An 11,440-nucleotide genomic window follows, 5' to 3' on the forward strand; every position below is an offset into this window, starting at 1 on the left:
CCAGGTACGTCTAATAAAAACAGTACGGGTTGCTGCGTGGTATCATAATTGCGAAAAGCGCTGGTAAGCTGCAGGTCTGTATAGGTAGTAGCGCGGGGATTGGCCATGTGCTTTTGTAGCGGGATCAGGATATCCCGGGGAAAAACCGATTCATTCAAGACAGGATTCATCAGCTTTTGAAACGTCCTTTTCCATTGCGCTCCATGAGGCTGCTCCCGCCCATCATATTGCAACCGAACCAACAGATGGGCTACTTCGTGCAGGTAGGTCACCAGAAAATGATAAATATTCAAATCACCGTTTACAGTGATTGTATGACTTTTATGAAATTTATGGTATCTGTAATCACCAAGCTTTGTTTTTCTTTTTTTGGTAATTTTAAAATGAAAAGGGTGCCGATGCCACAGTTTTGCACAGTAATCAAGGCTTTTTGATGGTAAGTAGGGTTTTAGAAAACTTTTGATATCTTCTGTGGGCATAACTCACAATTAAAAATAAATCATTCTCAAAAAAAAAGGCTGCATTATAAACGCAGCCCGAATAGATCTCGTATTTCAATTATTCAGTTAGTTTTCTTTTGCAGCTTCTTTCGCTTTTTCAACTGCGTCTTCCGCTGCTTTTTCTGCTTCGTTCACGACAGAGTCTGCAGCTTTTTCTGTCTCCTTTACCAGAGAGTCTGCAGCTTGTTTCGCTTCTTGGGTAGCTTCCTCAACCGCCTCTTTAGCATCTTGAACTACTTCTTCTACTGCATTCTCTGCCTTTTGTTTGGCTGAGTCACAAGCAATAAATCCGAAAGTGACCCCGCTAATCAATAATAACGCAAATAGTTTTTTCATAATATTTATTGTTTTGGAATAAGCTGGCAAAGTTAGAAAATAATTAAGATTTGTAAAAATTTCTCACTTTCTTCTAAAGAACAATTTTAGGGGAATCCCGTCAAATGTAAAGTTTTTGCGGATTTTGTTCTCTAGAAACCGCTTATAGGGTGGTTTGATATATTGTGGCAGGTTGCAGAAAAACGCAAAAGCAGGGGTGTGGGTGGGCAATTGCGTCACGTATTTAATTTTGATGTATTTACCTTTGATAGCAGGGGGGGGGAAACGCTCGATTTCCTTTAACAATACATCATTCAAGGCCGAAGTAGGAACTTTCCTAATGCGGTTTTGATAAATTTCAATGGCCAGTTCAATGGCCTTAAATATTCGCTGCTTGGTTAATACTGAGGCAAACACCACAGGAATGTAATGCATTTCACCCAGTTTTTGGCTTATTTCCTTTTTGTATTTGTTAACGGTCTGATTATCTTTTTTTATCAAATCCCATTTATTGATCATAATCATCACCCCTTTGCTGTATTTATGGGCGAGGCCGATGATGTTTAAATCTTGTGCTTCCAGTCCCCGGGTGGCATCCACCATCACCACACAAACATCTGCGTCCTGCAGGCTTTGAATCGCCCGCAACACCGAATAGAACTCCAGGTCCTCCTTCACCTTCGACTTCTTCCTGATCCCAGCCGTGTCAATCAGGATAAACTCCTTACCAAACTGGTTGTAACGTGAGTCGATCGCATCCCTGGTAGTACCGGCCACGTCTGTCACAATGCTTCTTTCCTTACCCAGCAGGGCATTTAAAAAGGATGATTTTCCGGCATTTGGTCTACCCAGTATCGCTATTTTCGGGATACCTTCATCGGGATTCTCATCGTCATCACTGTCAAAATGGCTAACCACCTCATCCAGCAATTCACCGGTGCCTGAACCATTGGCCGAAGATATGGCAAATACCTCACCCAGGCCCAGGCCATAAAATTCACCGGTCATATAAGCCCTTGCCGTATTGTCCGCTTTATTAGCCACCACCAGCACCGGCTTTTTCATCCCCCTGACCACTTTGGCAAAGTCCTTGTCAAGTCCGGTTAACCCGTCAAAACAGTCTACCATGAACAATACTACCGACGCTTCTTCCAATGCCTCCCTCACCTGCTTTCGGATGGCCTCTTCAAACACATCGTCCGACCCCGTAACATAGCCGCCGGTATCGATCACTGTAAAATGCTTTCCGGTCCACTCACCATAGCCGTAATGCCGGTCCCTGGTAACGCCGCTTTCATTGTCCATGATTGCCTTTTTACGCTCTATCAGGCGGTTAAAAAGTGTGGATTTACCCACATTGGGCCTTCCTACAATTGCTACAATATTTGCCATTTTATTTATTGTTCGTATCCGAATCCCTTTAATTTAAGCGGTTTCTTCCGCCAGTCCTGCTCCACTTTCACAAAAGTCTCCAAAAACACTTTTTTTTGGAAAAACTTTTCCATGTCAATTCTTGCCTCCGTACCTATTTTTTTAAGTGCTGCTCCTGCTTTACCGATGATGATTCCCTTTTGACTCTTTCTCTCCACATATATTTCAGCCCGCATCCGGATAATTTTTTCCTCCTCATGAAATTCAGAGATCACCACCTGGGTACTGTAAGGCACCTCTTTTTTGTAATTCAGAAAAATCTTTTCCCGCACAATTTCCGCCGCAAAAAACCGCTCCGGCTTATCGGTGATTTCATCCTTGGAAAAAAAAGCAGGATGCTCCGGTAGCCTGAGCAGGATCTCCTGAAATACCCGGACAATATTCGTACCCTCCAAAGCTGAAATTAACATGTACTTATCTGCCTTGACCAATGCCTTCCAATAGGCCAGCTTATCCTCTGCCTGACTGCCTTTGGCCTGGTCGATCTTGTTCAGCAAAAAGATCACCGGCACCGGGCTTTTGTTAATCTTCGCGAAAACCGGATCGTTTTCATCCATTTTCTCGTACAGGTCGGTCACAAAAAGAATGATATCCGCATCTTCCAGCGAAGCATTCACAAAACGCATCATGGATTGCTGCAGTTCGTACTTTGGCAACAAGGTACCTGGCGTATCCGAATACACCACCTGAAAATCCTGACCACTGAGGATCCCCATGATCCGGTGGCGTGTGGTCTGGGCTTTGGAAGTAATAATAGAAAGCCTTTCCCCCACCATCGCATTCATGAGGGTTGATTTTCCCACGTTGGGCTTACCAATAATACTGACAAAACCAGCTTTATGTAGCTTTTTTGGCATATTTCAAAAAATTATTTCGCAAAGGTACTTGATATTTATAAATAAACACCTAGTTTTGTACCTCGTTTGAGAAAAGCAAGTGAAAAGACTTAAATTGACAAGTCATTTCATACAGCTATAAAAGACATATCGCGGGGTGGAGCAGTTGGTAGCTCGTCGGGCTCATAACCCGAAGGTCGTAGGTTCGAGTCCTACCCCCGCTACTTGAGCGGACTTTCCAAAAAATGATGTAGGAAGTCCGCTTTTTTTGTGGTTGTAATTTCCTGAAATAGAGAGAATTAGAACAAATACTTCATTCACTCTTTTGGTTAGATAACCGTCTTTTTTATCATTCAGTATAAACCCTTCGGGAAAGACAAGATTTTGAATTTGTTGTCTGATGTAAAATTGCCCTTTAGACCATATTTCAGGCAGGTTTTGCAGGAATTTTAGGGACTTTTTAGTGAAGACAATTTGGTTAGATAATTGTATCTCTGACTTACCCAATTTGTTTTCAATATGTAGTATTTTTTCGGATAGCTCATTTCTTATTTCATCGTATAATTCTTCGTCATCAAACCTTCCCAAAGCGTATCTTCTCTTCAAAGCCTTGTTATCCTCTTTGAGAGAGTTTAGTTCCTTTTGAAGCAGTACTCGTTCTTCTTTGCTGTCTTTATTAAGTACAGAAAATGTAACATTCAGTTGTTTTAAAAAAAGGTTAGTATACTTAGGATCAAGACGAAAGTTGCTAAGGTATTCCAGGAACATGTCATGGGCCCCTTTCTGCTTGGCCTTTTTGGTGGTATTAACGTTGATATTCATGCCCCGGCAATAATTGCATTTGTAATAATCTATGGTATAGTTTTGGCCGTCTTTTTTCCTTGTTTTCCTGACCGAGTAGCCAACCATCTTTTCATGACACTTTCCACAGCTAACCATGCCCGAAAAGGGAAATCTGTAGTTTTCTTTTTTGACCTGCCAACCGCCATTCAGGTCAATCCTTTCCTGAATTCTCATAAATACTTCGACTGATACCATACGCTCCCAATTACCCTTTACCACTTCTCCTTCAAGCAGGCGGTTGGTTAATACGCCGCAATAAAATGGGTTTCTCCACATAGCTGACAAATACTGCTTTCTTACGGTTATACCTATTTCTGCCAATTTTCTAACAATCTCATGATCCGGGAATCCCTGATCTTTCCATTTCCAGGCATTTTGAAGTTTTTTACCCCACTCATTTAAAATGATTTTTTGTTCATTGCTGCTTTTGGTCCGATCCCTAACCCGGGGGCCGTAATGATCCCACCCTTTGGGAACGGTGCCCAGCCAATTGCCATTGCTTAGAAAAGTCTTCATGCCTGGGATGGTGATCTCCAACTTGTTCACAGTCTCTCTTCGGGCCTCAATCAAACTATTGTATATATCAAGCTTCCCATGTTCGCTGAATGTGTTTTTACCGGTAGATATTTCATAAAGGTTTACACCTAAAGTTTCTATCAATTCATTGGCCATCGAAATTCCCCCACCTCCGGTTCTGGAGAATCTGCTTACTTTATAAATTAAAATAGCATACGGTTTCCTTTTGGATTTCTTCACCTCGGTAATTAATCTCATAAATTCCTTACGGGTAAAATCACCACTGGCAGACTCATACGTTCCACCGAATGTTTTAGTCAATAACCATCCATTTTCCTCTGCACATTGCTTTATGGACTGGTCTTGATTAAACAGGCTCTTATTGACAAATTGATCCTTGCTGCTTACCCTTGTGTAGCCCCAAACCTCATTGGTACGGCTTATCTCTTTTTCTCCTCCTTTAGCAAATTTTTTAAACTTTTCCAGTGAGTTCATCTCGATATATTTTATAACATAGAATGGATAAATCAAATAATGTTTGGCTTACTTCCTTTGCCTGTTCATCGGTAAGATTTTCGCATCCTTTTTGATTTTTAATTTCCTCGATTGACAATCTTTCAATTTTATCAATCTCTTGTTTTAATTCATCCGGTATATTTGATTTCAACTCTAAAGAGAACTATGAGTAATAGCTCCATTTGGATGGTGGCTAACTCCTTTCTCAATCTCCCTATTTTGCAGGGTAATTTATTCATGATAATTTCATTTTAACGGTATTTTTAATGGTCGATACCATTCCCTGGTGGCTTTTGATTACAATCTCCTGGTAGCCGTTTTCCGAAAGGATATCAGCTATTCTTCGCTTTACGGGCTGTGCCTTTACCATTTCCAGGGATTTCATCTTTTGCTCTTTAAAATGGATCGTAATGCTTTCATATGCTCCCGAATGTATGATATTAAGCAATTTTTGTTCCGAAGAAGAAAGTTTATACAATTTGGGTAAGATAAAAGTCGATTGATCACTGTATAGGAACTCTTCAATGATCTCCGTGATTGAGACGGTCACATGCGTGTGATAAGCCATGCTGTGACGGTCCTGGTCGCTATAAGCGTCAGGTCTATCTTCATACCAGGGGAGCCAGTTTCCATTGGTGAAGATAATCAAAGAGACTGGTACCCTATCAAAAATGGTTTCGCAAATTAATAATTGCAAAAGCGAAATGCATATAGATTTTTTCGGTGTCAGACCAGAATCCAGATAGCTTATTAATTGATTTTTCTGCTCTCCATTTGGTAGTTCATCAATTATGCCTTTGGTTTCCTTAATGAGTTGATAAATCTCTTCGGTATTTACTTCCTGAAAGATTTCATTCTTGATCTTTTGTAAGAGGGATTTAGATATTCCTATACTCCCTAATTGCTCAGCTATCTTGAGCCATACATAATCTACAAAGCCGGATTTGGGTCTCTTGCTTTCACCTGTTCTGTGTGATACCAAAAGCCTATCTTGGGCAAGGTATCTTAATAATTCTACAGCTTTTAGCAGGTTGGCTGCACCAAAAAATTTGTCAAGTGAAATAGACATCAGTGCTTAGTTTATACTTAAAGATAAATTGTTAAATAGTTAAAAATATAAATTATGATAAATAGCCATTCAAACACATTAGTTTTCAATCGATACACATTGTTATTCAATTAATACACAACTTCATTTAATGAATTCATGACTCAGTAAAATATAACTACTTATTTGTTACACATAATTGTATAAATAATGATAGAATATAGTCAAAAAGAAAATCAATTAAAGATTACAATACCTTTATCGGGATTCCAGGAATTATATGATTATAAAAATGCCATTTTGCGGTTGCTTAAAGGGATCGAAATTGATGATTGCAACCCAGAATTGATAAATAATCTGAAGTCAGTTTACAAATTACTTATGCACCTGGAATTGTAAAACAGATTCCCATCCAGAAGCAAAGACTTCAATACCCCACTACAGTAACATGATTTAAATATCTAAAATAAACACCAAAAAGCTATGAAAATCCAAATCCCTAAAAACTTGCGATTAATTAATCTCCCACCAAATATTGAGATTACTGTATACCTGATCAAGTTGGAATTAAAAAATGTGAAATTCACCAATGATTTGAATAATAAAGGGTTTGATCCTTGTGCTGGTATTCTGGACTTTAGTATGCTAATTTCATCAATTATGGGTTTTGACGATAATCTTACTGATGAATTTACTGAATGGTACTTTGACCGTCAAACTCAACTGGTCGAAAACATTGATCCGGAAAATGACAAAGAACTTTCGGAGCTGGCTTTTAATTTTTATGTTGATTTGGTGGTTAGAAAAAGAGCGCTGGATAGGGATGTTAACAAACAACGATCTTAACCTTTACAAATCACATACCTTACACTATTCTTTTGCTACCCATTTATTAGAGAATAGGGTAAATCTAAGATGTATCCAGGTGTCATTAGGGCATAATTCCAGCAAGACTACTGCGATCTACACCCATGTGACAAACACATCTTTGAATTCGATTAAAAATCCCTTAGATTAGGTAGTCATAATTCGAAAATATAAGGAAGGGGTTTCGTATAGCCAGATTTTAGGGTACTTATAGAATGGAATTTAAATAAGTATTAATTACACTACTCTTTTTTGTTTCATGTGATAGTAAACCGAAAGACAACTTGAAAGGAATTTGGATTATGAAATATAACGCAAGTCACTTCATTACTGATACCACTGCCATAAGCCAGTATTTTGATTTTTATAAAGAAATAACATATTCTATCAAAACTGATTCAGGCCACTTTAATCATACTTATTTTGGTGATTCCTTAATAAGTATTGATGAAAACCTTGAACGTACAATATATGATTTTGAATTTGATTCTGATAATACTGGTCGACTATTTATATATGATAAGGATATAAATAGTCCAATGAAAAGAGAAGATCGCATATATGGACAAGAATCAACTTTTGAAGTCTTGACAAAGGATTCATTAATGATAAAGGATAATACCGGAACATATTTACATTCATTAAGAATAGAAAATAGTCTAATTGTAATTGATAAGGATACATTAAATAAGTACGTACCCTAACAATAGTTATGATCTCATTGGGGTTTCATCTGCTGATCATCTTTCAGCTTCGTAGAAAATTCGCTATTTTTAATAAATATTGACAATTGCATGCCCAAGTGTGGGTCCTAAAACTACCTTTCATATCCCCCACACGCCATTGCTTCAACGTTAGCTACAATAGCCCTGAAAAAGGTCAGTGATAATTTTCCACACACAAGAGGTTTTTATTTGATTTTGTCAATGCACGGACAAGCACCTTGCGGCAACCTTTCGGGATTGGCAAAAAGGGCTTGTAGCCTTACCAGCTGCCCACTGTCCTCCCAGGCTCTTATGTGAGCAGAGATTTCCTTACGCTTTTCTTTTGTTTTCATAACACAAAGAAAACAAATAACCTAACCCTTTAAAATATGCACCGCACCGAAGGGATACAATTTAAACCGGTTGAGGATCACTCGGTTTCGACCTTGAAGTGATTTTCCTATTGAAGATAGCGTTATTACTTATTTGTTGTTAATCAGAATATTTGCTTAACACGAAATTTTTTAAAAAGGAGATTAAAAGCAAATCGTGGCACTTTTTATCGGAAAATCCTGATAAGAGTATATTAAGTAAATGGTTTTTTTAGTGTTTTCATTCCAAGTACATACAAATTTCTATTCCGTTTAATGTTGTAATTGATTTTATGCAAAAATTTGGAACGACTTTTTTCACTCTTATGCGGCTATTTAATTATTATTTTCTTATTAATTACGTGTTCTACGTCAATGTACTGCAGATAATAATTACCAAGTAGCAAATCTTTCAGATCAAGATTTACCTTATTTGTAGGTTTATCGATGAATTGAGTATATACCTTATGACTTGCTTCATTATATATGTTAATAATTCCGTTCTGCGTATTTATTCCAGGAGAGAAAATCAATGATATCTGTCCATTCGATGGATTAGGATAAACTATTAAGAGATCTTCATTATTTTTAGAATTTATCGCTTGTTCTAACTCGTAAGTGCTATAATTAATCTCAGAAGATAGACGGCCATTGTAGCTGTAATCCATGCTCCGGTTGTTTGATCCATTTTGATTTCCACAATCCACGATTTTAAGATGGATCCCCGGACCAATATTAGAGGTTGCGCGAACATTTATACGACTGTCTGATATTATATCTACCGTAGCATCATTAGAAGTGGTCAAATCACCTTTAATGTTAATACCCCTACACTTTTCGATCGATTCAGATGCTGAATACGTTGATGTCCCAATTTGAAAATACTTTATTTCAATGGTTAAGAAATTTGATTCATATACCTGACCGTTTTTTGCTGTAAGAAACCGCCGGTACTGGCCCGTTTCATCAAGTAAAGGAGGTTGAAAAGTTTCATTATTGCTAATAACTCCACCACCAACCCATGGGTTGTACCAGCGATAAGCCAATATCTCACCAACGGGAGGTGAAACCACCGAGGTGATTGCATTAGGAGTAGTGGGTTTATTGTATGATTGATCGCAGCAAATATTGACCCAGTCAGGGAGGGGACCGGTATTATTTGGATCTAATGTTACCGTTACAGTATTACTCTCACTCCTTTCCAACCCTGAAGTTACTACACGTTTATAAGAGGTGGTCGTATTAATACTTGAAGGGTCATAATTCACACTAGTCGCTCCGCCGATATTAGTCCATGTGGAACTAGTTCGTTTTTGCCATTGATAACTGAAGGATCCATTGCCGCCTCCCGGAGTTGAACCTGTTAATAACGTCGGGTTTGCTGTACTTGCAGCAAAAAACTGGTTGCAACAAATTGTGTTATTAGTAATGGAAGAAGTCAAGTCAGTTATGGTTATATGACTTACAATGAATTCTGATGCGGGAAGCCCAAAACTAGCGGGTTCAGCGTAAATCCAGAAGTAGCTAAAGTCTTTGGTTGGTATAAAATTAGAAACGGTTATTAATCCAATCTCATTCCCACTGTGATAAGGCAATGGAACTTGTGAAACAATTGATTGGATATCGGTTACATTAGGTAAGGTTTCTTCACCGCAAATAGACAAATTTGTTTTTGCGGTTAATCCATTCGCCACCTTACTGGTTAAAGATATTTGCGAAAAATAACTTGGGTCTTCAATTCGAACTATAAATTCAATTGAGTATGTATGATTGGCTAAAAAGTTGTAAGTCAGAAACATTCCTTCCCCCTTTGGACTGATGCCATTGGAATCAATTGCCTTAAGCACTGCTACCTTAGAAGAGTTATTGCCTGAAAACGTTCGTAGATTTGGTGATCCGTGGGATACCCTCCAATTGTTTTTATTGTTACCTATATCTGGACAAAAGGGGTTGCTAAGAGCAAATGGATTGCACTTGGTTATATCATGATTGGAGCAATCAAATCTCAATTCATTATCAATTTGTGCAATAGCAACGCTAGAGATGAAAAAACAACATAACGTAATTAATACTTTCATTTATCTCAGATTTTAGATATTGCCCTAGTGATCATGGGCCACATATAGTAAATAGAATGCGAGATCTTCATTGGAAAAATGGGGTTCAATATGTCAAGTTTGTGCCTCAATATATGATCCTAAATTTATGGCCACGAAGAAGTTTCATCAATTATAAAGCTTGTGGGTGACATATCATGTCACCCACAGAAAAATTGTTTTCAATTAGTTATCATATTAACCGTTATCAGCTAATATTCAGCAAATTACGATGTGATAAATAATATTGTGCTCTAGATTTTTTACCTTACGATCTGATAGTAGCCAAGAAACATGAGATATTAGCAAAATCTTATATTGAGAATTTCATCTTCGATAAGGGACTCAATTAACTTTTTTCAATGATCCTAATAAACCGTAAGAGTCATTTGTCCATTCCAATTTACTATGTTGGGGAAGGCCATACTTAATATTTGTTTCCTTCCATAATGCAAAGCAGATTTCCGCCACAAAAAGTGATATTCAATTTGCAAAGACAGCTAATTGGTTTGTTCCAGTCCCAAGTTTTATCTATTCAATATTTTTGACTCAAAGAAGAAAAAAAGTGTAGCCCATCCTATTCTCGGGTTAGCTTTGAATATACTATTTTTGTTTTAAATCATTATTTAGAACAGCAATTAGCCCAAATTAAGTTCTAAAAGATTTATTTTAATCATACCACCCAACTTATCAATAAGCCTCTTGCACATCATTTTCAAAATGATCCAATACCTGTTTAGTCACCACACAATCCTCCAAAAACTGGTTAGATAATCGAGGCAGTTCCGCTACACTGATAATCAGGCAGTTACGCAAAAGTAGCTGCCTTTTTTTGTGGGTTGGGAGAAAGTGGTTAAACATAGGTTAAACATTTGAACCGCTATTTTTACGAATTACTGGCAATACCTATTTTATACTCTGTACATAACACCACAAAAGTTTTATGAAATTGGCAACCATTATACCTCCAGGATATGGCAACTGAGCTAATAATATTATTTGGCTCTGCAATTTTTATAATTGTCGGAATTATTTTATGGCAAAAAGGGAGTCATTTACTGTCAAATGGAAAGAAAGCAAAGGCGGTAATATTCAAAAATAACGTTAAAAGGTCCGGTTCGGACGGAGACCTTTATTATCCTGTCGTAAGATTTACAACTGATGAACAAGAATGGATGGATAACGCAGGAATTAAGCATCGGATATTCACCAGCCAAGCCAGAAGGCACGAAATTACAGGTGATCTATGATCCGGAGAATCCGGCAATCGTTGAAATTAACTCATCTTTTCAACTCGAAATATTTCCAAGATTATTAACTGCCATAGAAATTGTAGGATTTATTTGGGCATCCTTGGAGTCTTTAAATCTAATTCAAACATTGGACTAACAATAAAC

At 37.7% G+C, this 11,440-nt stretch carries 13 protein-coding genes and 1 tRNA gene; 5 read left to right on the forward strand and 9 right to left on the reverse strand.

The genetic code is table 11. From position 1 onward, the window contains the following. The 4 genes from AC04NP_RS29715 to era all read right to left on the reverse strand — a co-directional run. The coding region (locus AC04NP_RS29715; RefSeq protein WP_482863740.1) for a SprT-like domain-containing protein at positions 1 to 479 on the reverse strand (479 nt) is incomplete at its 3' end. Positions 480 to 566: 87 nt separating this feature from the next. Then, the gene (locus AC04NP_RS29720) at positions 567 to 836 is read right to left on the reverse strand and encodes a hypothetical protein (RefSeq protein ID WP_482863741.1); all 270 of its coding nucleotides are present in this window, start codon (positions 834 to 836) and stop codon (positions 567 to 569) included. A gap of 63 nt (positions 837 to 899) precedes the next feature. Next, the gene (gene der, locus AC04NP_RS29725; protein ID WP_482863742.1) at positions 900 to 2,207 is read right to left on the reverse strand and encodes a ribosome biogenesis GTPase Der; all 1,308 of its coding nucleotides are present in this window, start codon (positions 2,205 to 2,207) and stop codon (positions 900 to 902) included. Positions 2,208 to 2,212: 5 nt separating this feature from the next. Further along, positions 2,213 to 3,103, reverse strand: coding sequence for a GTPase Era (gene era / locus AC04NP_RS29730; RefSeq protein ID WP_482863743.1), 891 nt, complete (start codon positions 3,101 to 3,103; stop codon positions 2,213 to 2,215). 130 nt (positions 3,104 to 3,233) lie between these two features. Between era and AC04NP_RS29735 the strand changes: the two genes are divergently transcribed. Continuing rightward, a tRNA-Met gene (locus AC04NP_RS29735) sits at positions 3,234 to 3,306 on the forward strand. Here the strand turns inward: AC04NP_RS29735 and AC04NP_RS29740 are convergent. The 3 genes from AC04NP_RS29740 to AC04NP_RS29750 form a co-directional block, all read right to left on the reverse strand. Next, positions 3,266 to 4,936 carry a recombinase family protein gene (locus tag AC04NP_RS29740; protein WP_482863752.1) on the reverse strand — a complete coding sequence of 557 codons (1,671 nt, stop codon included), beginning with the start codon at positions 4,934 to 4,936 and terminating at the stop codon, positions 3,266 to 3,268. The genes AC04NP_RS29735 and AC04NP_RS29740 overlap by 41 nt on opposite strands. Continuing rightward, positions 4,914 to 5,108: a hypothetical protein gene (locus tag AC04NP_RS29745; RefSeq protein WP_482863744.1), complete on the reverse strand. Its 195-nt coding sequence runs from the start codon at positions 5,106 to 5,108 to the stop codon at positions 4,914 to 4,916. Before AC04NP_RS29745 ends, AC04NP_RS29740 begins: the two co-directional genes overlap by 23 nt. Before the next feature lie 84 nt (positions 5,109 to 5,192). Continuing rightward, positions 5,193 to 6,026 carry a hypothetical protein gene (locus AC04NP_RS29750; RefSeq protein ID WP_482863745.1) on the reverse strand — a complete coding sequence of 278 codons (834 nt, stop codon included), beginning with the start codon at positions 6,024 to 6,026 and terminating at the stop codon, positions 5,193 to 5,195. Between the two features lie 462 nt (positions 6,027 to 6,488). On the opposite strand from AC04NP_RS29750, the gene AC04NP_RS29755 reads away from it, so the two are divergent. The 3 genes from AC04NP_RS29755 to AC04NP_RS29765 all read left to right on the forward strand — a co-directional run bounded on the left by AC04NP_RS29755 (position 6,489) and on the right by AC04NP_RS29765 (position 7,576). Further along, positions 6,489 to 6,851: a hypothetical protein gene (locus AC04NP_RS29755; RefSeq protein WP_482863746.1), complete on the forward strand. Its 363-nt coding sequence runs from the start codon at positions 6,489 to 6,491 to the stop codon at positions 6,849 to 6,851. After that, on the forward strand, positions 6,829 to 7,023 hold the full coding sequence (locus AC04NP_RS29760) for a tyrosine-type recombinase/integrase (RefSeq protein ID WP_482863747.1): 195 nt from the start codon (positions 6,829 to 6,831) through the stop codon (positions 7,021 to 7,023). Before AC04NP_RS29755 ends, AC04NP_RS29760 begins: the two co-directional genes overlap by 23 nt. 133 nt (positions 7,024 to 7,156) lie before the next feature. Next, on the forward strand, positions 7,157 to 7,576 hold the full coding sequence (locus AC04NP_RS29765; RefSeq protein ID WP_482863748.1) for a hypothetical protein: 420 nt from the start codon (positions 7,157 to 7,159) through the stop codon (positions 7,574 to 7,576). Between the two features lie 703 nt (positions 7,577 to 8,279). Here the strand turns inward: AC04NP_RS29765 and AC04NP_RS29770 are convergent. Then, the gene (locus tag AC04NP_RS29770; RefSeq protein ID WP_482863749.1) at positions 8,280 to 10,025 is read right to left on the reverse strand and encodes a T9SS type A sorting domain-containing protein; all 1,746 of its coding nucleotides are present in this window, start codon (positions 10,023 to 10,025) and stop codon (positions 8,280 to 8,282) included. A 708-nt stretch (positions 10,026 to 10,733) separates the two neighbouring features. Then, complete coding sequence (locus AC04NP_RS29775) at positions 10,734 to 10,904, reverse strand: hypothetical protein (protein WP_482863750.1); 171 nt, start codon at positions 10,902 to 10,904, stop codon at positions 10,734 to 10,736. Positions 10,905 to 11,204: 300 nt separating this feature from the next. On the opposite strand from AC04NP_RS29775, the gene AC04NP_RS29780 reads away from it, so the two are divergent. Beyond that, a complete protein-coding gene (locus AC04NP_RS29780) occupies positions 11,205 to 11,432 on the forward strand; it encodes a DUF3592 domain-containing protein (RefSeq protein ID WP_482863751.1) in 228 nt (75 codons plus the stop codon). Positions 11,433 to 11,440 lie beyond the last annotated feature (8 nt).

The sequence above is a fragment of the Agaribacillus sp. DX54 genome (assembly GCF_056858335.1).